This window comes from Paenibacillus sp. FSL P4-0338 (assembly GCF_038002365.1).
In the GTDB taxonomy this organism is placed as follows: domain Bacteria; phylum Bacillota; class Bacilli; order Paenibacillales; family Paenibacillaceae; genus Paenibacillus_AQ.
On the sequence record NZ_JBBOCG010000002.1, the window covers coordinates 1,468,722 to 1,494,535 of the forward strand.

The 25,814-nt window shown below is 51.4% G+C and carries 24 protein-coding genes; 22 read left to right on the forward strand and 2 right to left on the reverse strand.

The genetic code is table 11. From position 1 onward, the window contains the following. The first annotated feature begins 20 nt into the window (after nt 1-20). The 8 genes from MKZ07_RS30435 to MKZ07_RS30470 all read left to right on the forward strand — a co-directional run bounded on the left by MKZ07_RS30435 (nt 21) and on the right by MKZ07_RS30470 (nt 8,268). Complete coding sequence (locus MKZ07_RS30435) at nt 21-821, forward strand: type II secretion system F family protein (protein WP_051493774.1); 801 nt, start codon at nt 21-23, stop codon at nt 819-821. Between the two features lie 18 nt (nt 822-839). Continuing rightward, a complete protein-coding gene (locus tag MKZ07_RS30440) occupies nt 840-1,712 on the forward strand; it encodes a type II secretion system F family protein (protein ID WP_341029277.1) in 873 nt (290 codons plus the stop codon). 13 nt (nt 1,713-1,725) lie between these two features. Beyond that, on the forward strand, nt 1,726-1,914 hold the full coding sequence (locus MKZ07_RS30445; RefSeq protein WP_036696953.1) for a Flp1 family type IVb pilin: 189 nt from the start codon (nt 1,726-1,728) through the stop codon (nt 1,912-1,914). After that, nucleotides 1,911-2,576: a TadE/TadG family type IV pilus assembly protein gene (locus MKZ07_RS30450; RefSeq protein WP_341029279.1), complete on the forward strand. Its 666-nt coding sequence runs from the start codon at nt 1,911-1,913 to the stop codon at nt 2,574-2,576. The genes MKZ07_RS30445 and MKZ07_RS30450 overlap by 4 nt, the downstream gene beginning before the upstream one ends. A gap of 142 nt (nt 2,577-2,718) precedes the next feature. Further along, nucleotides 2,719-4,965 carry a hypothetical protein gene (locus MKZ07_RS30455; RefSeq protein WP_341029280.1) on the forward strand — a complete coding sequence of 749 codons (2,247 nt, stop codon included), beginning with the start codon at nt 2,719-2,721 and terminating at the stop codon, nt 4,963-4,965. A 14-nt stretch (nt 4,966-4,979) separates the two neighbouring features. Further along, nucleotides 4,980-5,981: a TadE/TadG family type IV pilus assembly protein gene (locus tag MKZ07_RS30460; RefSeq protein WP_341029281.1), complete on the forward strand. Its 1,002-nt coding sequence runs from the start codon at nt 4,980-4,982 to the stop codon at nt 5,979-5,981. A 25-nt stretch (nt 5,982-6,006) separates the two neighbouring features. Further along, a complete protein-coding gene (locus MKZ07_RS30465; RefSeq protein WP_341029283.1) occupies nt 6,007-6,516 on the forward strand; it encodes an A24 family peptidase in 510 nt (169 codons plus the stop codon). A 39-nt stretch (nt 6,517-6,555) separates the two neighbouring features. Continuing rightward, nucleotides 6,556-8,268, forward strand: a complete 1,713-nt coding sequence (locus MKZ07_RS30470) for an FHA domain-containing protein (protein WP_341029285.1) — start codon at nt 6,556-6,558, stop codon at nt 8,266-8,268. A 42-nt stretch (nt 8,269-8,310) separates the two neighbouring features. Here MKZ07_RS30470 and MKZ07_RS30475 read toward each other — a convergent pair whose 3' ends face one another. Next, nucleotides 8,311-9,213, reverse strand: coding sequence for a TIGR01777 family oxidoreductase (locus MKZ07_RS30475; protein ID WP_341029288.1), 903 nt, complete (start codon nt 9,211-9,213; stop codon nt 8,311-8,313). 22 nt (nt 9,214-9,235) lie between these two features. Continuing rightward, nucleotides 9,236-9,700 (reverse strand): DUF2621 family protein, encoded by a 465-nt coding sequence (locus MKZ07_RS30480; RefSeq protein WP_341029809.1) that lies wholly within the window; start codon nt 9,698-9,700, stop codon nt 9,236-9,238. 171 nt (nt 9,701-9,871) lie between these two features. Here MKZ07_RS30480 and MKZ07_RS30485 point away from each other — a divergent pair, with 171 nt between their 5' ends. The 14 genes from MKZ07_RS30485 to MKZ07_RS30550 all read left to right on the forward strand — a co-directional run bounded on the left by MKZ07_RS30485 (nt 9,872) and on the right by MKZ07_RS30550 (nt 25,811). Then, a complete protein-coding gene (locus tag MKZ07_RS30485) occupies nt 9,872-10,999 on the forward strand; it encodes a deoxyribonuclease IV (protein ID WP_341029290.1) in 1,128 nt (375 codons plus the stop codon). A gap of 45 nt (nt 11,000-11,044) precedes the next feature. After that, on the forward strand, nt 11,045-11,941 hold the full coding sequence (purU, locus tag MKZ07_RS30490; RefSeq protein ID WP_341029293.1) for a formyltetrahydrofolate deformylase: 897 nt from the start codon (nt 11,045-11,047) through the stop codon (nt 11,939-11,941). 275 nt (nt 11,942-12,216) lie between these two features. Then, the gene (locus MKZ07_RS30495; protein WP_036696939.1) at nt 12,217-12,999 is read left to right on the forward strand and encodes an SAF domain-containing protein; all 783 of its coding nucleotides are present in this window, start codon (nt 12,217-12,219) and stop codon (nt 12,997-12,999) included. A 30-nt stretch (nt 13,000-13,029) separates the two neighbouring features. Beyond that, nucleotides 13,030-14,094, forward strand: a complete 1,065-nt coding sequence (locus tag MKZ07_RS30500) for a hypothetical protein (RefSeq protein ID WP_036696938.1) — start codon at nt 13,030-13,032, stop codon at nt 14,092-14,094. Then, on the forward strand, nt 14,091-15,665 hold the full coding sequence (locus MKZ07_RS30505) for an ATPase, T2SS/T4P/T4SS family (protein ID WP_036696937.1): 1,575 nt from the start codon (nt 14,091-14,093) through the stop codon (nt 15,663-15,665). Before MKZ07_RS30500 ends, MKZ07_RS30505 begins: the two co-directional genes overlap by 4 nt. A 15-nt stretch (nt 15,666-15,680) precedes the next feature. Beyond that, nucleotides 15,681-16,730 (forward strand): hypothetical protein, encoded by a 1,050-nt coding sequence (locus tag MKZ07_RS30510; RefSeq protein WP_341029299.1) that lies wholly within the window; start codon nt 15,681-15,683, stop codon nt 16,728-16,730. 11 nt (nt 16,731-16,741) lie between these two features. Further along, nucleotides 16,742-17,611, forward strand: coding sequence for a hypothetical protein (locus MKZ07_RS30515; protein ID WP_156949665.1), 870 nt, complete (start codon nt 16,742-16,744; stop codon nt 17,609-17,611). A 99-nt stretch (nt 17,612-17,710) separates the two neighbouring features. Next, entirely contained in the window at nt 17,711-17,920 is a 210-nt protein-coding gene (locus MKZ07_RS30520) for a hypothetical protein (protein ID WP_036696933.1), read from the forward strand. A gap of 5 nt (nt 17,921-17,925) precedes the next feature. After that, a complete protein-coding gene (locus MKZ07_RS30525; RefSeq protein ID WP_162174480.1) occupies nt 17,926-18,069 on the forward strand; it encodes a hypothetical protein in 144 nt (47 codons plus the stop codon). A 15-nt stretch (nt 18,070-18,084) separates the two neighbouring features. After that, a complete protein-coding gene (locus MKZ07_RS30530; RefSeq protein ID WP_036696931.1) occupies nt 18,085-18,465 on the forward strand; it encodes a hypothetical protein in 381 nt (126 codons plus the stop codon). Between the two features lie 20 nt (nt 18,466-18,485). Next, nucleotides 18,486-18,983 (forward strand): hypothetical protein, encoded by a 498-nt coding sequence (locus MKZ07_RS30535; protein WP_341029302.1) that lies wholly within the window; start codon nt 18,486-18,488, stop codon nt 18,981-18,983. A gap of 52 nt (nt 18,984-19,035) precedes the next feature. Continuing rightward, the gene (locus MKZ07_RS30540; protein ID WP_341029303.1) at nt 19,036-19,668 is read left to right on the forward strand and encodes a hypothetical protein; all 633 of its coding nucleotides are present in this window, start codon (nt 19,036-19,038) and stop codon (nt 19,666-19,668) included. Next, nucleotides 19,665-21,959, forward strand: a complete 2,295-nt coding sequence (locus tag MKZ07_RS30545) for a hypothetical protein (RefSeq protein ID WP_036696925.1) — start codon at nt 19,665-19,667, stop codon at nt 21,957-21,959. Before MKZ07_RS30540 ends, MKZ07_RS30545 begins: the two co-directional genes overlap by 4 nt. 588 nt (nt 21,960-22,547) lie before the next feature. Beyond that, on the forward strand, nt 22,548-25,811 hold the full coding sequence (locus MKZ07_RS30550) for a hypothetical protein (RefSeq protein WP_341029304.1): 3,264 nt from the start codon (nt 22,548-22,550) through the stop codon (nt 25,809-25,811). The last annotated feature ends 3 nt before the right edge of the window (nt 25,812-25,814 follow it).

Sequence of the window (25,814 nt, forward strand, 5' to 3'; positions counted from 1 at the left end):
TAAGGCGAAGCAAGGGGTTCATGAAGAGGACACCGCCCATACTGCCGCTTAGTACATCTCCAGGGGGCGAGCAGGTGCTGCTGCCGGATTATACTGTATACGAGCTTACCTCCCTGCAAAGAATGCTGGTTATTCTGGGTGCCGGAGCCGTGTTGTTCGGTATTGGTTACCTGTTCTATCACCGGCTGATCCTGGCGGCACTGCTTGTCCCCGGAAGCGCATATGGGCCGCGGCTGCTGCGCAAATATCTGCTGCAGCGCCGCCGGGCTGCGCTGAATCTGCAATTCAAGCAAATGCTGTTCTCGCTCTCTTCGTCGCTCTCGGCCGGACGTTCGGTGGAGAATGCCTTCCGCGAGGCCGTGCAGGATCTGAGGATGCTTGACCCGGAGGGCGCAAGTGACATGATCTCCGAGCTGAATATCATCTGTGCCCGGATGGAGAACGGGGAGCCAATTGAAGATGCGCTGTATGAATTCAGCAAAAGAGCAGGAATGGAGGATGTGGAGCGCTTCGCAGATGTGTTCATGGTCTGCAAGCGTACGGGCGGTGATCTGGTTGAGATCGTACGCCGCACATCCTCGATCATCGGTGAGAAGCTGGATATCCAGCAGGATATAGCAGTCAGTATAGCCCAGAAGAAATTTGAGGCGAAGGCGCTGCTGGTCTCTCCGCTGATGATGGTGATGTTCATGAGTCTGAGCGCCGGAGACTATATGCAGCCAATGTATACTGGTGCAGGAATAGCGGTGTCTACACTGGCGCTGATTGCACTGTTCCTCTGTTACCTCTGGACTAATAAGATCATGGATATTCCTCTGTAAAGGAGGGTGAGTGAAGGGATGTCATTGATCTGCGGTGCGATTCTGCTTCTGCTCGCAGCAGGCTGGCTCATTCTGAGGATGAGATGCGGCAGCCGTTATGCTGCTCTGCGGGAGCTGCCCATGGAAGGCCTGCGGCTGCGGCGGCTGGGAGAGCCTCTATTGTTACTTGTAGAGAGGGGCAGAATTTCCAGTTATCTCCCTTCCGTGATGTTCAGAATACAACGTTCGCTACAGCGGATCTATGGTATGCGCTACAGTGCAGAACGGACCTTGCTGTTCATGGGGGAGATGCTTAGCTACAGCTGGCTGCTTGCCGCAGGCGGAAGTGCACTGACAATGCTTACGGGAGAGCAGGCGGGAATAATCCTCGGGGGGCTCTTGGCAGTTGCACTCCCGGTGGCGATGGTTAGCGATCTGCACAAAAAGGTACGTGTACGGGAGCAGAATATTATGCTGGAGCTTCCTGAGCTGCTGAACAGTATTGTTCTGCTGGTAGGCGCGGGTGAGACAGTTCAGCGGGCGATTGTCCGCTGTGTGAACAGCCGTCAAGGGGACAGCACCCATCCGCTCTACGCTGAATTAATGAAGATGACGGCTGAATGGGACGGCGGTTACTCCTTCCAGCAGGCGTTCGAGAACTTCAGCAAGCGCTGTGCCGTGCAGGAGGTCTCCATCTTCACAACTACAGTGCTGCTTAATTACCGCAGAGGCGGGGCCGACTTTGTTCTGTCACTGCGGGATCTGTCACGAATGCTCTGGGAGAAGCGGAAGGCGATCAGCCGCACACGCGGCGAACAGGCATCGTCGAAGCTGGTTTTTCCTATGGTGGTTATCTTCTTGATTGTGATTGTGCTGGTGGGAACACCGGCGATTATGATGTTAAAAATGTAGGAGGTAGAGGCGTATGTTAACACAGATGGCAGAAGGAGCAAAAAGCTTTTGGAAAGATGAGGAGGGGCTGGGGACGCTGGAGATGATTCTGATCATCGCTGTACTGATTGCGGTCGTTCTGGTATTCCGTGAGGAGATTGTGAAGGTGGTTAAGGATTTGATCGGCACGGCCGGAGATAAGAGTCAGGAAGTCTTTGAGTGATTCCGCTGCGTGAGGATGACGGGAGCTTCACTATCGAGGCTTCACTTCTGCTGCCGATGCTTATGGGGATTACGATGGTGCTGCTGTTCTTCTCCCTGTACAGCTATCAGAAGTCGATGCTGCTGCAGATTGCCTCAGCTACTGCGGAGCGGGCTGCTTATAACTGGGAGAATAGTAACCGGGCGGTAAGCGGAGAATTCCAGACCGGAAATGTTGATCCGCTGTACTGGAGAATCGGTGAGGATGGACTGTTGGCTTCGCTATTCGGTTCAGGAGCAGAGAATGGCAGTACGGCCATTACGCTGCCTGGTAATGCTGAAGAAGGAGGGCCCCTGCCGGTAGTGAAGCTGCGCCGGTCATCACAGATGGTGCCTGCCGGATTACAGGGAGAAATGAGCTACGTCTACGGATTGACTGGCCGCAGAATCAGTACGGAACTGAAGAAGGCGCTACATCTGCCTGTTCTGGACAATCTGCTGGCCGATAGAGCCGCGCCTGAGGTGTATGCCCGGTCCTACGTTACGGAGCCTGTTGAATTCATAAGAACAGTAGATCTTATGCGTTACTACGGGTCGAAGTTCAAACAGCATTCCTCCGCCGGCAAGGAGGGCAGCGGCATGGAGAAAAAGCATGCAGCCCTCATGCTTGATAAGCTGCGTTAAGGATGGCTGGTGATGTAGCAGCTTGGGCCGGGTTGTTCAAGAAAAAGGTTAAGGGGAAGTTCCAATGCGTATTTTCAGTCACGGGAGGTTCTTAAGCAAGCCGCTTCGCCGGAGCCGCAGCTTGGAATATGGAGGTAATCCTATGAACAGTTCTGCGGGAAAAGGATCAGCCGGATATATATTCAGATGTCTTCGTTCAGCGGAGGGTTCGGTATCGGTCTTTCTTATTTTGGTGCTGGCGTTTGTATTTCTTTTTAATGCTGTGCTGATCGATTACGCACGGATTGCGGCGGTGAATGTGCAGGAGGAACGTCTGGCGAGAGCCGCTATACGCTCAGTAATGTCGGCATATGACATTGAGCTGCGCGAGAACTACGGCTTGTTCGCCTTCGGCGGCGGGGACGGTAATCAGCTGCTATCAAAGGTGCTCAATGATAATCTGTACGAGAGCGGACGGGGGGATGCTTTTAACCTGCTGCCCGTGATGGTGGATTCCTCTTCGCTGGACTGGAGCCGCCCGCTGGGCACCTATGAGGTCTTCCGGCGGCAGATTATAGAAGAGATGAAATACAAAGCGCCGGTTGATTTTGCCCTGGAGCTGGCAGGCAAGCTTAAGCCGTTATCGGCGGCGATGACGGAGGCTTCACGGACAACAGAGATACTGGGTGACTTGCAGCCCTTATATGATCAGCGTGAGGAAGCGCTGGATCTTATGCTGAAGAAGCGCAAGGAAGCTGCTGACAGTGCACAGAACCTGCAGGAGCTTCTGATGAATCCTCCGGGTGACAGTATTCCGGCGCGTTCGCTTGCATCCTTGGCCGCAATCTCCGATATCCCGGCGATGTACGGGGATTATGTCAATAAATATTATGACGATTATTACCGTCCCCCCAAGACATGGCCAAAGTACACGGCAGTGCTATCGCAGTATCAGTATCAGATTGGTGAAATAACAGGCAAGATACCGGCAGTGCTAGCTGACTTCCAGGAGAAAAACAGCCGTCTGCTGGATGAAGCAGAGGCTGCACTTGAGCAGGTGAATGCGCTGAACCTTCAGATGAAGAGTGTAATTGATCAGGCAGATGCGGATACCAGTGCTGCGGGGGATGATCCTGCCCGCAACTGGGACATTCCGGACACGGCCGGAGAGCTCAGCTCAGAGCCCCTGAAGAAGCTGAGAGCACAGGTGGAGGGACTTATCCTTCCTCCGGCTGAGCTTAGCGGGATGGGCAATAACATCGGTATACAGCGAGGTTCTGCGCTTCCCTTGGAGCCGCCAGTCTCCGGCTTGCCGGCTACATTAAGTACAGCATCCGGGTTGTATGCCGACTATTCTCTTATGAGTGCAGGTGTTCTTAATGCTTCCCGGGCAGTTCGCGGCTATATAAGCAGTTACGGGCAACACGGTACTGTCATAACGCAGGAAGCGGAACAGATTGAGAGCCGCCGCACTGCTGATAGCCAGCGTAAGCAGATAGAAGGGCAGGCGAAGAAGAAGCTTGGCGATGCCATGAAACTGTTGGATCAGATCCGCGCGCTGGGAAGCAGCGCACATGAAGCGATGGAGCAGTACGGTAGTCTGCGTCAATACTACCAGCAGAATGTGGCCTTTAACGAAGGTCTGGAGCAGGAGCCGGGGGCTGCTGTGAATACTGGTGATCAATACGCTGCGGGCAAGTCGTCCATGAAAGATATGGATGGGATATATGCTGCTATGGGCAGTGTGCTGGCAGGAGCCAGAGACCGGCTGTACCAGACGGAGTACTCTGCGATGTATTTCCGGCATTTCGATCTGTCTGCGCTAACCTCGCTGGCTTCCGGGTCTGCTGAAGGGTTCGGTGAGCAGCTGGGAGAGCAACTGAAGCCGCAGGCGCAAGAGCTGGAATATATTTTGTACGGATTCTATAATCCTGCAGGCAATGTGGCCGCCGCTTATGGCGAGATCTTTGCTCTGCGGCTGGCTGTGCGGACGATGGAAGGCCTGATTGAGAAAGCCGGTATGGGGAATCCGCTTGTCGTCCTGGCCGCCGCACTGCTGTACGGTATTGAGCAGGCTATCCAGGATATGATACAGCTCTGTACCAAGGGGGAGATTCCCTTATCCAAATACATGACCGCACAGCTCAGCTATCGTGATTATCTTCGGCTGTTCCTCCTGCTGCATGGGGGAGGGGAAGAACAGTTGTCCCGGATGCTTGCGCTGATCCGCCTGAATACCGGTATCAATCCGGTAGAGAAATATACATATGCCTCTGCCCGAATCACGATGGGCATGCAGCTTTGGTTTCTGCCGGGTGTAGTGAAGCTGGTGAATTACAGTGCCGGACTGCCAGGAGATGTGCGGGGCAAAGTGTATTTCAGACAAGCAGGGGCTGACTTTTCTTACTAAAGGGGGACGGTAGAATGAAGCGGTGGCTGAGGAAATCGCTGAACCCTAAGGATGAAGGCAGCATGGTTGTGGAGGCGGCACTGATTCTGCCTGTGTTCCTGTTATTTGTCCTGTTCCTCATCTTCATTATCCAAATGACCTTGTATTCGACAGCGCTGCAGAGTACGGCTTCTGATACTGTCAAAATAATCTCAACCCATATGTATCCCGCAGCGCTGGCAATGCAGCAGCAGGAGGGGGAAGATGGTGGCGGGGGAGATGAAACCGAAGAAGCAGGTGAGGGAGAGCACTCAGATGATGCGGACTCCTCCAGCATCTGGAGCATTCCACGGCTGTCGGTAACGGAGTGGAGTGAGGACTACGTGGAGAAGCTTCCGCAGCCGATGGAATCCTGGGTCAAGGCTGTGGTCCGGGAGGGAGAAGGGCCTCTGCAGAAGGTGCAGGCGGGAGCATCCGAGGCCGTGCTGGATCAGGTGCTTAAGCCGATGCTGCGGCCGTATCTGTCCTCAGACCTGCTTGAATATAGCAAGATTCATGTATCCAATGTCACTGTACCCGATCTGAGAAAAGGGACGCATCCGTATTTCGGTATGGTAGTCAGCTATGAGCTGCCACTGAGAATTCCGTTCTTGAATGAAAAAATCGTGCTGGAGGCCAGCGCAGTTGAACGCTTATGGGTCGGAAACACCGATTCTTCCGGGGAAGGAAATCCGGCTGAGCCTGCTGAGGAGACCGGGACCATTATGATCCTGGAGAAGCCGAATCCGGGAGTAGCGAATCACCAGGGCATCATCAAGGTGAAGGTACCTCCCGGGGCATCAGCCAATCTATCGATCTTTTACAAGAGCGGCCAGAGTACTGCCAAGTATCTGGGCTGGAAGCAGGCGGATGAGCACGGGTACATCGAATGGGAATGGAAGATTGGCGTGAATACTACGCCGGGTACCTGGCCCTTCGTGGTTAGTCTGGCTGATGGAGCTACGCTTCAGGCGACTTTTACAGTAGTCAAAAAATAAAAGAATAGAGAAAAGAGGAGCACGGATGACGGAATGGGCGTTATGGGGCTGCCTGCCGTTCCTGACAGCAGCATTATTCACAGATATACGCTGGATGAGAATTCCTAACTGGATTACACTGCCTGCGCTGATTGGCGGACTGCTCCTGCAGTTGATTATCAATGGCTGGCAGGGATTGCTGTTTTCACTTTGCGGCAGCGGAGCAGGCTTCCTACTCCTGCTGATTATGTATTTTATCGGGGCGGTGGGGGCTGGTGATGTGAAGCTCTTTGCGGCTATCGGTGCTTGGACAGGAGTGCTTTTCTCGCTTCAGGTCATGGTCTATTCGGTGCTCTTGGGGGCAGGCGTAGGCTGGATCATCATTCTCTACAGGAGGGAGACAGGACGCAGGCTGCGCAGCGTGATTAGCAGAACAGCCGGGTTCCTGCTGCTTCGCAATATGAGTCTGGTCAAAGACGGGGAGGGAGAACTGCTCCGGTTTCCTTTTATGCTGGCCGTATTCCCGGGCTTTATCTGTGCTTATATTTATTTCTGACTTGGAGCTTATCGATTACAGCTTAGGAGGTGAAGAGACTTGTTTGGACTAGAACGTGACTTCATCCAGCAGGATGGAATAACGATGCTGCTGGGCAGATCCGGGGGGCTGAGCGCAGGAGAGCTGAATATGGTGCAGGCCCGGATGCTGATGACCAGCGGGATACCACATCATTTACGGCTGCTGCTTAGAGAAATAGATCTGCAGGTCACACTGGAATACACGGTGGCAAGACGTAAAATGCTTGGAGCTCTGCTTAAAAGCGGGAAGCTGAGCATGACGGAATTCTTCGGGCTGATGCTGCAGATCGCTGCCGGGATGGAGGAGGGGCAGCTGTATATGCTGCGTACGGAGCAGTATGCGCTCCATGAGGATTTTATCTTTATCGAAGGTCCGCTCAGCAGCGGCAAGGTCTTCCTGACCTATATTCCGCTGGAACTCACAGATCCCGCACCGAAGCCGGGAGAAGCCTTGAAATCGCTGATTATGGTCTTCATGGGAGCCATCCGGGAGTTATCGGGTAACGGGCTTCAGCGGCTGCTGCAATATTGCGGGGAAGAAGTCTTTAGTCCGGCTGGGCTGAAGGAGCTGCTCGCAGAAATGCTGACGGAGGGTACACCCCATAAGGGCCATGTTGAAGAAACGGAGCCTGCACGTCTAAGTTCTATGGCTGGCACAGGCACTTCTGGTGCCGTGTCAGGAACGAGGATAGACTGGGCGCAGCCTCCGGATCGCAGGCTGGAGGAACCGGGAAGGGAGAGGTCCGCGGCCGCAGCGTTCTCCCATGTACATGGAGATAAGGAGTCGCAGCCTTCCGGTTCGATGCTTAATCCTACGCCTTGGGTGAGCAGTACGCCTCAGCTGAAGCGGCAGGATGGATTATCAGGGGCTCAGACAGCAAACGGTACAACAATGAGACCTGTTCGGGCTGAGGACAAGCAAAGTTCTTACAGGACTTATATATTGCTGGGGGCATTATTGGGTGATGCTTTACTATGGAAGTTTCTCTATCTGAATGCCCCCCGGGCACTGTGGCTGGCAGTTTGTGCTGCGGTGACTCTGATACTTGCAGCTGCATGCTGGCTGGTGTGGAGTGGAAGGCTGGCTTGGGGCGAAGCAGAGGAAGAGAGGGATGCTCTGGAGGAGAGGCCGGAGGATGATAACAGTACAGCCCGGAACCGTAAGCTGAGAAGCGATCTGGAGTGGGATTTCAGCAGGAATCCGGTAGATCAGCACCGTTCTCCGGTACCGGTCTACACTCCTCAGAACCAGGAAGCAAATGCGGGGCAGAGCGGATTCACAGCCGCACCGGCTGGCAGACAACGGGCTCCGGCGGGAATGACCGCCAGTAGTCCGCAGAAGAAGGAAGCGGCGATGGCTACAGCGCTGCTGACCCGGGAACCCGTTCAGTCTACAGAGAGCAGGCTTCCCCAGGCCGGAAGGACAGTGCCTTATCTGGAAAGAAGTGACCCGGATGACGGGGGAGCTCCCGAGAGAATTGAGCTGAACCGGCCCAGCTTCATTATTGGACGCTCCTCTGAAGTGGCTCAGTACATTGAGAAATCGGAAAGGGCTTCACGGGTCCATGCTGAAATCTCCAGAGCCTCAGGAAGTTACATTCTGAAGGATCTGGATTCCAGGAATGGAACGCTGCTTGGAGGCGAAGCTATGGTTCCCTACAAAGAATATCCGCTGACCGAAGGCAGCGTGTTCACCATTGTTAAGGGTACCTACACCTTTCGCACAGCGTAGCAGAGATAGATGGGGCAGATGGAATGGTGCGTTTGCAGTAGCCTACTGGTTTTTCAGTTGCTCCAGTGCAGGCTGTAACGTGGGATAGTTGAAGGTGAAGCCGTGGTTTATTGCTTTGGAAGGAAGCACACGCTGGCCTTCCAGCAGAATCTCTGACAGCTCGCCTACAGCGGTTTTTAGCAGAAACGCCGGAAGGGGGAACCAATGCGGGCGATGGTAGACTTTGCCGATCATCCGTCCGAACTGTTCATTAGTGACCGGCTGTGGGGCTGTGGCATTAACGGGACCCTCGATCTCAGGCTGAAGAATGCAGAATTCGATCAGGCGCACAATGTCTGTAAGGTGAATCCAGGACATCCACTGCTTACCGGTGCCGATTTTGCCGCCGAAGCCAAGCGAATAAGGCAGCTTCATTTTGGGGAAAGCACCGCTCTCATTGCCAAGCACTACCCCAGTGCGCAGCTTGATCAGCCGGATACCGGCATAGGCTTCATCTGCAGCCTCCTCCCAGGTCTTGACCACCTCGGAAGGAAAATCGACAACCCGGGTCCCGGAAGCTTCGGTATAGGTATCCTGCACGGATGTACCATAAATGGCGATTGCTGAGGACTGGATGATCACGCTTGGCTTATGCTGGAGTGAATTCAGCAGCTTTCCTGCAGCGACAACGGTTTCAAGCCGTGATTCCATAATCGCCTGTTTCCCCTTAGGGGTCCAGCGCTGACTTAGCGAAGCTCCTGCAAGATTAATCATTGCATCTGCGCCTTCTGCAGCTTCAGGATTGGATGCCAGGCTGTCCCAGGTGAGATAGCTAAGTCCCGGATGTTCCAGCTTGTTCCCGGGGTTCTTGCGGCCGACACTGATGATCTGATGTCCGCTGTGCAGCCAATATTCGGTAAGCTCGCTGCCGATGAATCCGCTGCCTCCGCAAATGATATATTTCATAGGGCTAGCTCCTTAATATGCTTTATTTGACCAGATGCTTGTAAGGCGCGTAGTCGATGCCGTTCTTCTCCAGGAAGGTGATCAGGAACTTGTTGTCACGCCGGGGCGTGGCAATAATGTACCCTTGGATACAGTGCTCACGGGTAACCTCCGTTGCATGGCTCTCTACAGCCAGCTTGCCGATCTCAGCAGCGATAGAGTGCTTGGCAATGTCGCGGAACGGGCTGGGCACCGGCTGTACAAGCTGGTCCAGAAAAGACTTCATCTCGTCGCTCCACAGCGGACGGCTGCGTTCCACCCAGTAGTTCTGCCAGTCCAGCTTGGATTTGCCGTCAGCCTTGGGCAGCACCTTCAGAAATTTGCGGAACATAAAATAGCCGCCGATGCACATGCTGCCCAGCAGTAAAAAAGTCCAAAATGCGATGGAGTTCATAAACCAGTTGCTTGGAGACGTGGATGATAAGCTTGAGGGTAAATGGAAATGCATGAATACACCGCCTTTGACAATGATGATTGTCACTTTCCTTTTGCTCCTCTTGAGTATAGCGCATTTCCTTAAGTTTGCGAAGCGGAAGCGGGCTTCCGGGGCTTGCCTAGATTTATTCTTCCGATCACGGTAGAATAAGGGTTAATTCGTGAAGGAAAGAGGGAAATAGGCATGCTGAAAATAGGTTCACATGTGTCCTGCGCGGACAAGGGTCTCCTGAGCGCGGCCAATGAAGCAAATGAGTACGGATCTACCTCGTTTATGATATATACGGGAGCGCCGCAAAATACGCGCCGGAAGCCGATTGAGGCGATGTTCCCCGAGGAAGGCAAGCAGAAGATGCGGGAGAATGGTGTCGGAGAGATCGTGGTTCACGCTCCTTACATTATTAATCTGGGTTCCTACAAGGAGAATACCTACCAGTTAGCAGTAGATTTCCTGCAGGAGGAGATCCGCCGGACCCATGCGCTTGAGGTCAAGCATATTGTCCTGCATCCGGGTGCATTTACTGATAAGGATGCTGATTATGGCATCCAGCGCATTGCAGACGGCCTGAATGAGGTGCTGGGCGGTACGAATGAGACCGATGTGCATATCGCACTGGAGACGATGGCTGGTAAAGGCACAGAGATCGGCCGCACCTTCGAGGAGCTCGCCTCTATTATAGATAAGGTCGAATTTAATCAGCGGCTATCGATCTGTCTTGATACCTGTCATATTCATGATGCAGGATACGATATCGTGAACGATCTGGATGGGGTGCTGAAGAAATTCGATGATACGATCGGCCTGGAGCGCCTCGGCGTGATCCATCTTAATGACAGCAAGAACCCGCGCGGAGCGGGCAAAGACCGTCATACACCGATTGGCTCCGGCTACCTGGGGTTCGAGACGATTAACAATGTAGTCCGGCATGAAGCACTCGCAGGTCTGCCGTTTATTCTGGAGACACCCTGGATCGGCAAGGATGCCAAGAAGCTCCGTCCCATGTATGAAGTAGAAATCGCCCTGCTGCGCGGTAATGTCGCTGAGCGCTTCGGTGCGGAATTCCTGCAGGAGCTGGAAGAGCTGCATGCCTTTTTTGCCAAGCAGGAGCTGGATTCCCGCCGTTATGTGCTGGATGTGTGGGAACTGCTGAAGAATGACGCCAAGGCCAAAAAAGCAGACCCCCGTGAACCGCTGGAACGTCTCTATGATCAAGTCATAGCTGCCGGATTGTTCCCTCAGCTTAGTGAGGAAGCCGTTAATCACCGGCTGATCGCCTGGCTTGCAGGCAAACAGCTGCTCGTGAAGGCATAGACCCGCATAGATAACGCAAGCAGATGAGAGGATGAACGGAGAACTATGGAATTACATGTGAAGAGAGAGAATTTAGCAGGCAGACCTTATCCCGACCGGGCACGTATGCTCATATCTTGTCCTGACGGACCGGGGATTGTAGCGGCGGTATCGCATTTCTTGTATCAACACGGGGCGAACATCGTGCAGTCGGACCAATATACGATGGACCCGGACGGTGGAATGTTCTTCATGCGGGTAGAGTTTGACCTGCCTAAGCTGGATGAGCGGCTGGAAGAGGTACGTACTATCTTCGGCGGTGTTGCCGAGCGCTTCAAGATGAACTGGCAGATCTTCAAGGTGAGCCATAAGAAGCGGCTGGCGATCTTTGTCTCCAAGGAGGACCATTGTCTGGTGGAGCTGCTCTGGCAGTGGCAGGCGGGCGACCTGGATGCAGATATCGCGCTTGTGGTCAGCAACCACACCGATATGCAGGCTTATGTCGAATCCTTCGGCATTCCGTTCCATCATATTCCGGTTACCGCAGAGACGAAGGCTGAAGCTGAAGCGCGTCAACTGGAGGTTATCGGTGAGGATATCGATGTGATCATACTGGCCCGGTACATGCAGATTATCTCCCCTTCATTCATCGAGCATTACCGGCACCGGATCATCAACATCCATCATTCGTTCCTGCCCGCCTTCGTCGGCGGTAAGCCATACGCCCAGGCCTATCAGCGCGGAGTCAAGATCATCGGGGCAACTGCCCATTACGTGACCGAGGAGCTGGACGGCGGGCCAATTATCGAGCAGGACGTGCAGCGGGTTAGCCACAGCGATGATGTGAATGAGCTGAAGCGCATTGGACGTACCATTGAGCGGGTGGTTCTGGCCCGTGCTGTCAAATGGCATATTGAGGATAGAATTCTCGTGCATCACAACAAAACAGTAGTATTTAATTAATCAGCAGAGTCTTGCAGTCAACGTGACAACCACTCCGGTAAAAGTCAGCAACCCTGCGTAACGCAGGGGATATAGAACATCGTTCTGGCCTGGCTTTTACCGGCATTCATCTTCAGCGGGAGCTTCCCGCAGCCTCAGGCTTCACTACCTCACAAGGATAATCTAATACACTTCTCAACCACTAAGGTAAAAAAGCATTTTGCCGGCATTTTGGACATAAGCGCCAAGATGTATTTTGCTATGTGCAGAAATCACATTCAAAGGGGGTAAAGGGCTTGTCAACAAAGCGCGGACGTCTATTAAAACGCAATTATTTCTTCGCTGGACTCATCCTGCTCATCGGCTTCGGCGGACTGCTCGGCTATGATCTGTACTTCAAGCCTTATGTACTGTCACAGACCGTTGTCAAAATCAAGGTGGATGGCGGGGGCTTCCTGCCGAAGAATCATGAGCTGACAGAAGAGAATCTCTACCTGGATTCCGTACAGACCAAAGACATCCCGGCAGGGGTCGTCCGTAGTCTGGAGCAGGTGGAGCAGAAGATTACGAATGTCAATCTGACGGATGGCAGCATTCTGACCGAGTCGCTGGTGGATGTAAGCGAGCTGGAGCCACAGCAGGACGAGGGGATTTTTCCGATTCCCAAAGACGCCATCTATGCCATCAACGGTTCTCTCCGCAGCAGGGATAAGGTAGATATCTATCTGGTCGAAGGAGACTCACCCGCAAAAGAAAGCAGGGGATACAGTCCGGCTGCTGCTGCACCTGTAACTACTCCCGGAGGGGGAAAGGCCGCAGACTCTTCTTCCCTGCTGGAAGCAGAGATTCCGCCAGAAATCCCTGCGCGCAAAGTATTTTTAAGCGGAGTGACTGTAAACTATGTCCGTACGGAAGATAACAACGATGTACTCGACTCGGAGAACGGCAACAACAATAACCGCTTTACTTCCACCGGGAAGGTGGCGGCCCCGGAGCTGAAGCTGAAGAAGAGCGATGGTGAGCTACTGGGAGCTTATCTCGAACAGGGCAAGAAGCTATGGATTGTTCGGGTGGAGTAGAAAAGTGGACAGAAGGGAGGAGGAATGAGCTTGAGAATATTCAGTCTGGGTATAGATCAGCTGACCATCAACGAGATTAAGCTGGCAGGCTTCACCGTTATAGCACAAAGTGTGCTGCCAGAGCCTGAGCATGCCGGAGGGCATCTATTAATGGTAACTAGCGAGCAGGTGCCGGCAGTGGAATTAAGAGAGCTGAGAGGGAGGTATCCGGACTCTTCGATTTTGTACATCTATCTGCAAAAAGGGGTGCGGGGTTACCAGGCTATACATATGCAGTGTGAGAGTCTGGGCATATTTTTCATGCCCCCGCGCTCAACCTCAGCGGCAATCATCGATAAGCTGCGCTATATGCTCGAAGATGAGCATAAGGAGAGCGGTAATGTGGTAGGCTTCTTCGGCTCGGGGCCAGGTATTGGCTGCACGAGTATTGCCAAACTGTTCGCCAGGAGGATTGCCGCTTCAGGGCTGCGGGTGATTATGCTGGGTCTCGACCTGTACGATCCGGGCTATGACCGGAAGACGGCGGTTAGTCTGGACAGGCTGCGGCCGCGGATTACCGGTAAAATGCTGCATGATGAGGATTTCAGCACGCTGGTGAAGCAGGAGGGCTATGCCTATCTGCCCGGAAACTTCGATTATCTAAGCGCCCAGGATTATCAGGAGGAGGAGATCGAATACCTGCTGGCTAGAGCAAGTGAAAGCGCTGATGTGGTAATTGCGGATTTCGGGTCGATCCCCGAGAGCGCCGCGTGGTATGTGGGGATGCAGAAGTCGGTGCTGCGCATGATCGTTACACACCCGCGGCATGAACACAGGCTGCAGCCTCTAATGGAGCTGGCCGGACATATGGACCTGCATCCGCAGGACTTCCAGTGGATTATCAACCGCAGCAATGTCGAGGAGTTAACGTCACCGAAGAGCCTGGCTCTGCGTTTTGGCAGCGAGCTTCTGCTGGAGCTACCGTATTATCCATCTTTTCCAGAGAGCCTGCCGATGGGCAAAAAAGAGCTTCAGCAAGTGGACGATAAGGTCCACGCATTGCTTGTATCACTGGGCCTCGCCCAGGAAACCCGTAAGAAGGGGATATTCCAATGATGAACAACAAGGATGAAAGCTTGCCGTTGCTACAGAAGCGGGTGTTGTCCGGATGGGCTCCGCTGGACCCTGAACAGGGCAGGCGGCAGGAGCAGCGGGATGAGAGTTTACGGGCGGTGTCTGGACTCGCGGACGGAACGCAGAGCAGACGGCTATTTTCACTGAAGCAGAGTGTACTGCGAACCAGCAAACCTGGCAAAGAAGACTTCTACAGCTTCCTGCACACCATGAAAAGTGAAATGAACGCCGGGCTGGAGCGTGAGGATGACGGGTATTTCGAACTGAATGCGAAGGCGCTGGTTGGTGATCCGCAGGCGGTCAGCTTTTTCATGAACGAGATTGAGAAATATCTGCGCCGGACCCCGTTTACCGGAAAAGTGCCGGAGGCTTACCGCACAGCCGCTGAAGCGCTGTTTCATGAATGGAAGGGCTTCGGCCCCGCCTACCGCTGGTTCACAGACCGGGCCTACAGCGAATCTACCGGACTGCAGATGATCGGGCGGCAAATTTTTTATAACCATCAGGGAAGGTTTGTGGCGTATCCCTATGAGATGCCTTCGCTCGACCGGGTGGAGCAGCTTAAGCGCTCTCTTCTCAAAAGCGATCCGGGCAAGAAGCTGAACAAGGATAATCCTTCCGTTGAATTCAAAATGGATGATCCCCTCTGGCCCGGCCGGTTCATCCGTCTAGCTATCTGGGTCTCGCCAAGGGTCTGGGAGGGCTTCACTACCATCTCACTGCGGCGGCAGGTCGTGGAATTTCTGGATCTGGATGATCAGGCCGGCACGGAATGCATTCCTGCGGAAGCGATTGATCTGATTCGTGCGCTTACCGGGACGTTTCGCAACACAATTATCGCGGGGGCCGTAGGCTCGGGTAAAACCACTTTTGCCAACACGATTGTCGGCGAGCAGCTGCTCGGCTCCTCTTCCTGCATGGGCGTCGTGATGATCGAGAAGCATCCGGAGTCGATTTTACCTTATCAGATCAAAGGCCACCGGATCATTCCCATTCAGGCGTCTAATGAAGAATTGATGGAGGTCGGAGTGGAGTCGCTGAGGCATGACCCGAACATTCTCTACATGACGGAGATGCGTTATAACGAGTGGGAATTCTATCTGTGGAGCGGCGAGAAGGGCTATGACGGCATTACGGGCACCTTTCACACCGTAGATTCGGAGGATATTCCCTATCAGGGGGCGTTCGCTGTATCTACACGGATTGGTGGCAGTCTGAAGGGGCATTTAATCTCAGCGCTGAAATCCTGTGAGCTGGTGTTTATTCTGGAGAGTGTTCCGGATGGTAAGAAGCGGCTCACGCGGATCTCTGAGGTCTTTTATGAAGAGGCCAGTAATTCAGTCTTCGCCAACGATCTGATGCGCTGGGAACCAGAGCAGGCAGGCTGGACCTATAATGACAAGCTAACCCAAGCGCTGATTGTGAAGATGAAGAAGAAGAATGCCAGAGCGGCCCGGATGCTGCTGCAGGAGCTTGGACATCTCGCTGCACAGAAACCGATGATTGACCCGCTGAAGGAAAGTCTGAAGTCCAAAATCGTTCTGAACGAATGAGAGGAGGGAGTGCCTGTGGAGCTGCTGTTCTATATCATCCAGTTTGTGCTTCACCTGCTCGTTGCAGGTGGGCTCTGGCTGCTGGTCAAGCCGCTGATCGAGCGGCATCTATGGCAGTGGGGGCAAAAGCTGGATCTGCGGATGAATCTGCGAATGAGCTTGTTCGGCAAGAAGGTCAGTAGCACGAAGAGGAAAATGTGGCTGTACCGCCATCTGGATGATCTGCTGTATTTTGCCCATAAGCGATATGAGCCGGGCATCAGTGTGCTGCGCTTCGTCACCCGTTCGGGGATGCTGTTCCTCGGGGTATTCCTGTCGAGTCTGCTGACCCTTAGAGAGCTGCCGGGGCAGATGAGCTTCAGCAATCCTTTTCTGGAAGGCATGGTGTTAAATGACGGCGCACCTGTGCAGAATACCTGGCGGCTTCCCTTGTTCCTGGCGATTCTCTCGGCTTGTATTCCTTATCTGCGGATGAGATATACCTATGCCCAGCGCAAGGTGCGGGGAAGCTACGATCTGCTTGATGTGATCAAAATCGCCACCAAATTCACGCATTTGTCTGCGGATTCCATTTTGTCCAAGACCAGTGACTTGCTGCCGGTGGAGAATGTGCTAAAGACGCCTTTGAGGCTGCTGGGGACAGCATTCGCTGGCTATAGTAATGAACGGGAGCTGAATGAGGAAGCCGGGCGTTTTGCCGGAGCGATTGGCACGACGTTTGCCGTTGAATTCGTATCGGACCTGCTCTATTGCGAGAAGGAGGGCACCCGTTATCTCAAAAGCTCACTCATGACGCTTAACCGCTCAATGGAGCTGCAACGGGAGACCATTCTGACGGTAAAGGCCAGCAGCAGGGATGCGATCAGCCTGGGACTGTACGGTAATCTGATTGTGCTGGTATCTTCGGTGGGAACGTTCATGTACATGCTGAAGCCGGATGTGTATTTCAAATTGCAGTTCGAGACAACGATTGGACTTACATTTATGATGGTGATCCTTACGGGCCTATTCATCTCGTTCATGATCAGTACCATCCTCGCCAGACCCAGACTGGACTACCATTAAGGTGATGAATGATGGATAGATTACTACTTTTGATAGCTGTAACAGGTGTTGTGTATCTTGCCTTACTGGTCTTTGTCAGCAGCAGCAGCCGTCAGGAACGGTATGTGCTCCGTCTGGGCCAGCAGTGGAAGGCCTTCGGTGAACGTGTGCACAATGAGCGGTTGCAGCAATTGCTGGACCAGAGCGGACTCTCTATATCCGCAGCCAAAATCACATTATTCCGATATTCGGCGGCCTTCCTCTATCTGCTGGTTCAGGCAACGGGAGATTTCGTACGCTCAGAGCGAATGTCCATATACGATCCTCTGATTGCGCTGCTGATTCTCGTAATTACCAGTCCGCAGCGGGTGCTGCCATTTGGCTGGGTACTAAGCTGGCTGCATCAGAAGACACTGATTCAAAAAGACGGGGAGCTGATCTCCTTCATCCGCCTTTATGAGAACAATCGGCTGCGCAAGCGGGGGTATGTGGAATTTGGAGCCTTCTGCGCCGGGACGGCCAACCATTTCAGTTACATCCGCCAGGATCTGTATGAGCTTTCGGAGCGGGCGGTGGATGAGGGGACGGAGCGGGCCATTGAATGGTTTTGCAGCAAATTCCCCGAGAACCACATGTTTATCAACGATATCCGCTCGATTCTGCTTGCGACAGAAGGGATGGATGATGACCATGAAGCAGCGAAGTATCTACAGGAGCAAGGCAAAATTATCACCAAAATCTCAAGTGACCAATATCTGAAGAAGTGGTCCTTTATCGGGGATATTTCCACGATCATCAATGTTGTTCCATCAATCGCTACCTTTCTGATGATTGTGTCGCTGGCGATGCAGTACATTATGCTGATCAAAGGGAATTTTAACGGCGTAGGGATGTTCCAATGACCAGTTCGGGCAGGCTCACAGCAAAAAAAGAACCAAATGAAAAATTTGTTATATTCAAGAAGCCATTTAAAATATAAAATCAAAAGGGAGATATTTACAATGAAAAAAGACGCTATTTCTACGGGTATGTTTATCGCAATCGGGTTCCTGTGTGTGGCTATCGTAATTGCTGTATTGATTCCGGTAGTACGGGACGTAGTGGATAAAGCGGCTAAAAGCAAGCCTGATATCCCGGCCGTTAGTATGATTCAGCCCGCAGATTCTGTGGAGGCGGCAGTAACGTGCACAATTCCTGGTCCTTGGGTTTAACAGAGATGAAGAAGGACTCGATTTCCATCGCGCTGTTTCTGGCTATTGGCTTTGTAATTGCCGGGATTTTTATCGCTGGGGCTACAAGCATTATCGGCGGCAGCCAGGATGATATTATCACCCATGTCAAAGCTGTCGAGAAGTATTAAAAGGAGGCGCTGCGCTTGAAGGCAACCGTCCTCCGGGCCTTGTTCATGTGGCTGGTGCTGTTTATTATCCTGCAGCCGATTTTTACGTACATCGATTATCTGCTCGATCTGCAGGTCAAAGCCAATACCTCGTATATTACGCAAAAGGCGGCGACAGAAGGGATGGTCACTGCCTCCATGAAGGCTGAGGTCATTTCGAACCTGAAGGCTGTAGGATTTCCAGAAGGCTCGATTAAAATAACCAGCGGAACAGAAGTGATCCTTGAGCGCAAACAGCGGATTGATGTATATGTGACTGCGCCGCGGGTGAACCTGTTCCCCTACAATTTCTCCGGCATATCCCAGCCGACACAGTACTATGGGCATGGCTCGATCATGAGTGAATATCTCGATTAATTAAGGGATGAAGCTAACCTATGGATTATATTATTAAGCTGGCCTTTGTCCTGTTGATCTTTATTTATTCCTGGTTTTTTCAGATTCAGAATCAGGAATGGGACCAGGTGCGCAGCATGCTTAAGGATGCCAATAATATGGCTGTCCATGACGCATCACAGGAGTTGAACGAAGCAGCGAGGGCCCACGGCCGTCTGGTCATTGACCCCGCTGAGGCCTATGCCACCTTCCGCCACACCCTGCAGAGTAATCTGGGACTGGATGACGGCTTATCCCCCTTAGCGGGGAGCCGGCTTCAGGCTCAAGTGAAGATCGTCAAGTTCGACATCGTGGATGAATCAACGGGCACTACTTTTCCGCTGCTCTATGAGGACACTACTTACGGTATCACCAAATACATACAAGGTCCTTCGGTCATCGCTGTTATTCAAACGCAGCACCCGGTGCTGGTCTCCAGAAGCAAGGTTCAAGAGGCTATCACGGTACCGGCAGTTCAGGAATATAGGATAAATCGATAAATGCATCCGGCTGGTGAAGGTGCAAAAATATGAAAACTAGGGAGAGGTAATTATGACGAAGTTGAAGATCAGCAAGACAATAGCGGGGAAAACAGCAGTAAAAGCTTTTCTGGCAGTGGCCTTGTTGGCAGGTCCGGCTGCTGTTCTAGCGGGGGATGTTAGTGCTGCGGGGGTGAAGGCTACGGCGGCTCCAGTGATGACAGATAACTTGGCTAAATTCGGACTGAAGAAGGCAATGGATCTGCCAGTCACACTTGAATCGGAAGGATTGAGTTATGCACTTCATAAGATTATGATATATGATTTTAAGTCTCCGGAGGTGAAGAAGCTTCAGAAGATGTATGGGTTTCAGAATTCTACAGGCAGTATTGATAGTCCTAAATATTTAATTTGGACAAAAATTACTTTAGCCAATAATACAAACAAAACTATGCATGGTGGCGGCAGCGATATCCAGAGACTTATTCCCTTAACGTTCAAAGATGGTCAAATCACTGATACGATATGGCCACGAAAATACGCATCTAAAACGAATAGTAAAGAAGCGCTATGGACTTATAACCTGAAACCTGGTGAGAAAATCACTTCATATCTTGCATATGTTTATGCTGGTGAATTTGATTATTTTGCTATTCGTATGTTGTATGGCAAAAATTTTGTTGAAAAGTATGTGGCTTCTGAATGAGACTAATAAAAAAAGTAATAATCTATATGATGATTTTAGTTTTGATTACTACTACGTTCTCTAAACCTAAGACTGTGAGCGCAGCGGAAGTGAAAAGTGCAGCAATAGCAATCCCGGCAAACACAGGACTAATTGGTGACGATAACGCTGCTAAATCTTATACGTTGGATCTGCCTAGCGGTGTGACTGCTGCTTCAATTAATACAAGTACTTTGAAATACACAGGAAGTAATAATTTGAACGGAAGTATAAAGCTTGAAAATGGGAAAATCAGTCTTAAACTTAATGGGGTGGCAAATACAAAGACGCTCTCTAACCTTAATGGTTATCAGGCATCATATGAAGCGTACTTTTTAGCTAATCCAAGTAACTCTATCTGGCGATACTCTGACGGGCGGCGCTGGCAAATAAATGAGTACGATGAAAATACAAATGGTATGAAAACTAAAGATTTGCCTGGAGAAGACAACGGCACACCATCGGCACGGCCACCAAGAGTTGTTGTTTCGGCTGGTCCTGCCCAGGACATGCAGTATATCAAATGGTACGACGGAGCGAAAACTAATAGTATTGATGCGAAATATATTATATCAAACACTATTACACCAGTTTTTTATGGAAAAAATTCCTCCACTTATATTAAAGAGGGTGGACCAAAATTTAAAAATGGCAGAGTAATAGTAAATTATGCAATCCCATATTATGTGAATTCACTAGGGGAAACAGTAGAACAGTCATATACAAATCAAGATGCAGATGCAAGTCATCCTCTTTTGGGACATGCTCAAGGAAGAAAGTACGAAGTCAATGTTTACTACTCCTATAGAGCCGACGCCAAAGTTCCAACCTACAGCTACAGCGGCAGCGTATCCTTCAGCTACACGCCCATTACCGAACCTACACTTGACGGCAGCGTGAGCGTAATGAAGCCTTCCCCCAATCCAACCAAGTTTGAGGGGAAGGACACTGAGGTATCCTTGAGAGTCAAGGGAGACCTTTTGGCTTACAATAATTCATCTAACATCGAGGAATGGATATTTTATGCGAAGGAGACTGGCTCTAGTGATGTGAAGACAAAGAAGGATTACGGTAAGGTTCTGAATAGCACACAGACCTTCGATAATTTTGTCATCCCGAAGAGCAGGGGAAGTAATGTAAAGCAAGAGTATACCCTTACCGTTACCGTGCGGTTCGCAAAACCGGTAGTGACCGGGAATGGCACAGTTTCATCACTGTCCAAAACGATGAAGGCAACCGTAGAAATCTCAGATTCTCCTGTCCCTACAACACCTCCATCAGCCAATAGCAACAAGCCGCCTAAAGCCGTACTTGATGTGTCTGAAGAGGTCATGGCAGGGGAAGAAACCTTGATCTATGGTAAAGATTCATATGATCCAGACGGAACGATTGTAGATTATAAGTACAATACCCCTGGAGCTGTGGAGCCGGTTAGCGGACCCTTCGGCTGGACTTGGTATCCACTAAGCGCCCTCGGCCAGCATTCCGTGCGCCTAACCGTAACTGATAATGGAGGACTGACCGGATCAACCAGTGCGAAAATCAACGTCATTCAGCCAGTTCCTCATGCGGAAATTGCTGTCAGGGGGACAAAAAAAGAAAACAGGAAAGTAACACTATTGAGTAAGAGCCTAAGCCCGGAGCACTACCCTATTGATGAGACCAAGACGCAGTGGGCGATTTCCCCTGTTTCCGGTGGTACTGCCGCAGATATTAAATACTTGGGAAATCTCTCAGGGATGAACTCCAAAGATGTATTGTTTAAGAAGCCTGGGACGTATAAGGCTACTCTCACCGTAACTAACACTGCGGGCTTTGGGGATTCCACCAGTATGACCTTTGACATTATTCCGGATGAGCCGCCGGTCGTTTATTTTTCTGCCCCGGGAAAGATCTACCGTGATCCAGCGAATGGGAACCAGGCGGTTGCAGCCTTAACCGATATGTCCTTTTCTCCAGACTATGATTTTTTGGCCCACCGAAAATGGGAATATCGTTATGATGCTGAGAATGATGGAGATTTCTCCAATAACCCATGGGTCCCGTTTAATGATGGCAACTTCACTACTCTGAATTTGATTTTATATGAAGTAGGACGATATGAAGTACGGCTTACTGTAACAGAAGAGTTTGACCAGCCAACTATCGATGAATTTGTAACGGCAGCCGATCGTAGATCAAAAGACTCTTACAGTAGTGTGCCAGCACAGCCCTTGGCGGAACGAGTGATTGAGGTTTATAACCGCGCTCCAGTCGTGGACTGGTCATGGTAGGGGAAGGAGTGACGAAATATGAGATCATTGATTATGCGGATTAAGATCCTAATCCTAATCATCACATTGTCGTTGACGGGAATGATGACGGAACGGGCAGCAGCGGCTGGGGAAGTGATCGAGTTTAATGATGTTGAGGTTCCTGCCGTGCATTTAGAGGCGCAAAGTGATGGTGGGGGGGGGATCGCTATGCAATTGGATATCCCTGCCTATGAATTTACGAATGTCAGATGGAATCAGGTAACAGGCGATGTGGAAGTGAATGTTTCACCTAATTATTTAAATGGTAGATGGACAAGTCAACGAAATGCGCTGGAGCCAACCGCATATAACGGAAAACCTCACGGCTACGCGAATCAAGTTTCGTTGAAATTCCATATCTTTTATAATAATCAGGATTGGGTTCGGTCGAGTGTAAATTCAGGTTATTCCACAGGACCAGTGGGGGCCAACGGTGATACTTCTCCGTCGTATACCTTAAATAGATTTCCAGATTTAACTTATGAATCCACTTGTAGATCTGAGCAAGGGTATGATTATCAGTGTTATCCGGGCATTTCCCCGTACTTTAAAGAGAATTCTGGGGGGATGAAGCCAACAGCTATTGGTATTGAAACGGAAGTACATGAATTTTACTTTATCAAGCATAACCCGTTCAACGACTGGGATAATGAGTATTACAAAGGTTATAGCATCAAGGATTACCGGGTATTCCCCTTAAACATCAATAAAAAACCGAATCTCACCCTGACCTCCCAACCGAACCAAACGGTGATCAACGATACCGGGTTAAGCACGTACAACCTGGAAGGATACATACAAGACCCGGATAACGATACCGTCGATGTCATAGCCGAGATCCCGAACGTGTTCTACAAGAAGATCACCATAGCAAATACAGGATCTGCGAAAAATTTCACCATTCCCATCGATGTCTTAAATGAGGGAATCCCGCCGGGGTGGTACAACGTCAATGTGAAGGTCGTCGATCCGTTCAACCTGAAGGCGGAAGCCTCAACTTCCTTTAGTGTGACCAACCGGCTGAGGAACAAAGCCTTCTTCCTTATTAATAGTCCGATTGATATCAGTACCTCCTATACCGATTATGAGAATGACGGCAAATTTGCAGAGCGGTACCGGTATGATCAGGACCCTGCTATTTTTGACAACTCCATGGGGATGATCTGGGACAGCGGATTGTGGCGGGAAAGCAAGTATCCGTCATTTCCCTTCAGCGGCGCTTACACGGCTACCTTTCAAGCGAAGGATAATCCGAAGGGTGATGACCGGTTTGACAATTACCGTATGTGGAGCCGCGACAACTTATCCAGCATGACGTTCATGATCCACCGGAAGCCGGTTGCCTTATTCTCAGCGAAGCTGATAGGCGGCACGCTGCATCTCACAGACAGCTCTTATGATCTGGACCATATGTCCAGTCCTACCAAGGGGCTGGTGACCTGGCAGTGGCAATGGCGTAAAGCCGGGGATGAAGTGTGGACGGAGGGACAGCCACCTGCACAGCTTCCATCGGGCAAAGCCCATGAGATCCGGCTGCGTGTCCGGGACATCGATGGTCCTAACGGCCTCGGGGTTTGGAGTGACTGGATGCAGCAGAGTGTGGGCAGTGCAGCCAACCTACCGCCGGTCGCCTTGTTCACAGTGAGTCCAACCCATGTCTCATACCGCAAGGCAACCACTATTATTGATAAGTCCTTTGACCCGGATAATGATCCGCTTGATCTGTATTCCTGGACGGTTATAAAAGACGGCTGGCAGAAGGTGTGGAGTCATTCGGGCGGTGCAACGGTACCCCCAAACATCGCGGCCTTCGGCGTGGGCTCTTACCAGCTTAATCTGCAGGTTCACGATAACCGCGGGCTCTGGTCGAATGTGTACAGCCAAACCGTGCAGGTCATTAATCATCCGCCTGCGGCCAGCTTTACGATGCCAAGTGAGGTTTACCGGGATACGGTCATCAGCTTGAATAATTTGACGCCCGATCCGGATGAAGACGGAGATAATTTGCAGTATGGCTGGTATACCAAGCTTAACAATGATCCTTATTACTGGCGGGGGAGCAACCGGAATCAGGTATTCAGGGTGCAGGACGTACTCAATGATTATGGGATTTCTGCTCAAAAAGCCATCTCTGACGGCTGGGAAATGAGACTGAACGCAACGGATGGATATCTGTATTCCTATGCCACCCAGATGTTCAGCGTCAAAAACCATGTTCCTACAGCGGCAATCAACGGTCCGGCAGCGGTCAATCAATACGATACCCATACCTTCACTTCCTCTGATGTGGATGAAGATATAGCCGATCAGAGCAGCTTGAAGTATTACTGGCGGGTAACGGGAAGCGATCATAAGATCACACTTTTCCAGACTCCGAGTATCTTTCTTACCTTTGATGAACTAGGAACCTATACGCTGGAGCATTGGGCTGTAGACCAGATTGGAGACAAGTCGAACATAGCTACACTTAAGGTAACGGTTAAAGAAAACATGGCTCCTGGCATGACCCTTACGTATCCTGCAGGGACGGTTAACAACCCTACGATTATCGATGCGGAAAAAGAAGGAGATCCGCTGATCAAGTGGACCTACTCCGACCCGGAGAACGATCCGCAGGAGAGCTACCGGCTGGAGTTCTTTACGAAGGACGGGCTGCTAGCCAAAACGGTAGAGAACGCCGACAGTTCGGGCTCAGTACGCCAGTATCAATTGCCGGATCAAACGCTGGACCGATTCCTGCTCTATACCGTTCAGGGACGGACATTCTCCAAACGGAAGTGGTCTGAAATCTCCAACGAAAAAGCCTTCATTATCGACAATCCGCCTAAGCCGGGATTCACCCTCATTACGGATACCGGAAAAGATGCGGCGAAGGTACCGATTTACCGGACGGATGTTCTAAACATCCAAAGCACAGCAACGGACGCGGATATTCCGAAGGGGGACGCCATAAGCCATCAGTATTTCCTGAAGCCGGCAGGTGGAACAGAGGCGCTCTTTAACACACAAAGCAATTTCACCAAGCAGTTCACTTCTAACGGAACCTTCGCCCTGCGGCAGGTTGTCACAGATTCATTGGGGCTGTACCGGGAGCTTATTCAAAATATTACGGTAGTAAACCGGCTCCCTGTGGTGAACATCACTTACCCGGCGAGTACGGTGTACACCAGCCCAACCATTGTAAGCACCCTTACGCCAGTTATTAAATGGGATTATCAAGATGAAGACGGAGATTCGCAGCAACGCTTCAAGGTTCGCATCATTGATCTGACGAGTGGTCAGATTATCGGCTCGGGAGAACAGTATTCCAGCAACAAGCAGTGGCAGGTGCCGGCTGGCAGACTCGTGGAGAACATGAGGTATGGTGTGGAAGTAGAAGCCTATGACGGCTTTGAATGGAGTAAGGTCTCCCCTAAGAAATTCATGATGGTTAACCTGCTTAGCATTAAGGGGGCTGTCCGTCATACGGAGGAGTGGAATGGCAACCGTCAGGCATACAATATTAAGCAGAGCGGCTCGCCTGAAAGTCCGCGGGGGTATAGTGTCTATTGGGCTGGCGAGAAATTCGTGCTGCAGGGATCAGCTACCGGACTGCCGGATACCGTGCAAGTCACAATGACCGAAGGATACACGGCTGCGCTGAGCCCGACCGGGAGCGATAAGACCATGTGGACAGGTGAGCTGGCTGACCCATCGTTCGAACAGCTGCCGGATGGTCCGGTTACTTTTACCTTCACCGCAACCAATGAGTATCAGACCAAGGTGGATACAGTGGCGGTAACGATTCTCGGAGATTGGACAGAATATTATCAGAGCCATCGTGTAAAATAACGC

What these genes read in the sequence shown, in the direction of transcription:
- MKZ07_RS30525 (WP_162174480.1), top strand. Translation starts at nt 17,926, where the DNA reads ATGAAGAAGGACTCGATTTCCATCGCGCTGTTTCTGGCTATTGGCTTT.
- MKZ07_RS30440 (WP_341029277.1), top strand. Translation starts at nt 840, where the DNA reads ATGTCATTGATCTGCGGTGCGATTCTGCTTCTGCTCGCAGCAGGCTGG.
- MKZ07_RS30475 (WP_341029288.1), bottom strand. Translation starts at nt 9,213, where the DNA reads ATGAAATATATCATTTGCGGAGGCAGCGGATTCATCGGCAGCGAGCTT.
- MKZ07_RS30455 (WP_341029280.1), top strand. Translation starts at nt 2,719, where the DNA reads ATGAACAGTTCTGCGGGAAAAGGATCAGCCGGATATATATTCAGATGT.
- MKZ07_RS30535 (WP_341029302.1), top strand. Translation starts at nt 18,486, where the DNA reads ATGGATTATATTATTAAGCTGGCCTTTGTCCTGTTGATCTTTATTTAT.
- MKZ07_RS30480 (WP_341029809.1), bottom strand. Translation starts at nt 9,700, where the DNA reads ATGCATTTCCATTTACCCTCAAGCTTATCATCCACGTCTCCAAGCAAC.
- MKZ07_RS30445 (WP_036696953.1), top strand. Translation starts at nt 1,726, where the DNA reads ATGTTAACACAGATGGCAGAAGGAGCAAAAAGCTTTTGGAAAGATGAG.
- MKZ07_RS30520 (WP_036696933.1), top strand. Translation starts at nt 17,711, where the DNA reads ATGAAAAAAGACGCTATTTCTACGGGTATGTTTATCGCAATCGGGTTC.
- MKZ07_RS30550 (WP_341029304.1), top strand. Translation starts at nt 22,548, where the DNA reads ATGAAGCCAACAGCTATTGGTATTGAAACGGAAGTACATGAATTTTAC.
- MKZ07_RS30515 (WP_156949665.1), top strand. Translation starts at nt 16,742, where the DNA reads ATGGATAGATTACTACTTTTGATAGCTGTAACAGGTGTTGTGTATCTT.
- MKZ07_RS30460 (WP_341029281.1), top strand. Translation starts at nt 4,980, where the DNA reads ATGAAGCGGTGGCTGAGGAAATCGCTGAACCCTAAGGATGAAGGCAGC.
- MKZ07_RS30465 (WP_341029283.1), top strand. Translation starts at nt 6,007, where the DNA reads ATGACGGAATGGGCGTTATGGGGCTGCCTGCCGTTCCTGACAGCAGCA.
- purU (WP_341029293.1), top strand. Translation starts at nt 11,045, where the DNA reads ATGGAATTACATGTGAAGAGAGAGAATTTAGCAGGCAGACCTTATCCC.
- MKZ07_RS30505 (WP_036696937.1), top strand. Translation starts at nt 14,091, where the DNA reads ATGATGAACAACAAGGATGAAAGCTTGCCGTTGCTACAGAAGCGGGTG.
- MKZ07_RS30545 (WP_036696925.1), top strand. Translation starts at nt 19,665, where the DNA reads ATGAGACTAATAAAAAAAGTAATAATCTATATGATGATTTTAGTTTTG.
- MKZ07_RS30485 (WP_341029290.1), top strand. Translation starts at nt 9,872, where the DNA reads ATGCTGAAAATAGGTTCACATGTGTCCTGCGCGGACAAGGGTCTCCTG.
- MKZ07_RS30540 (WP_341029303.1), top strand. Translation starts at nt 19,036, where the DNA reads ATGACGAAGTTGAAGATCAGCAAGACAATAGCGGGGAAAACAGCAGTA.
- MKZ07_RS30435 (WP_051493774.1), top strand. Translation starts at nt 21, where the DNA reads ATGAAGAGGACACCGCCCATACTGCCGCTTAGTACATCTCCAGGGGGC.